The organism is Legionella waltersii (genome assembly GCF_001468085.1).
GTDB lineage: Bacteria > Pseudomonadota > Gammaproteobacteria > Legionellales > Legionellaceae > Legionella > Legionella waltersii.
In genome coordinates this window covers 450124-450496 of record NZ_LNZB01000060.1, presented here as the reverse complement: position 1 = coordinate 450496, position 373 = coordinate 450124, and the positions used below count along the sequence as shown (strand labels likewise).

Below are 373 nucleotides of genomic sequence, written 5' to 3'. Positions count from 1 at the left end.
CAAATCTAAATCGTGATTTTGCTGCGAAAAATTTTTATGATCCGAACGAGTATTTGGCAATGGCTGTTCCCTCAGTAATGGTGCCTGAAGAATTTAATTTAGTAATAAATCCATTACACACCGCTTTTGCAAAGGTTAAAAAGACAATACGTATTTTAGGTCAGTTTACTGCTCCAAGTAGATAAGCATCTATTAAAATTCCTGCGCAAAACACCATCCTTCTAAGCGGCATTATACAGTTTACGGTGCACTTTTTTGGGAAAGGGCTAAATAATCGCACTTAGGGGATAATACTAACCCTACGTTTTGCAAAATTCATCCAACATACGTTTTTTTAAAGCATGGTTACCTCAGCGATTCTTCCAACGCTGTG

General features: G+C 37.3%; 1 protein-coding gene. It reads left to right on the top strand.

Translation table 11 applies throughout. The features are described 5' to 3' along the window. Window positions 1-185 (top strand): RES family NAD+ phosphorylase (locus Lwal_RS17575; RefSeq protein WP_193787240.1); only part of this gene is annotated, 185 nt, incomplete at its 5' end. Window positions 186-373 lie beyond the last annotated feature (188 nt).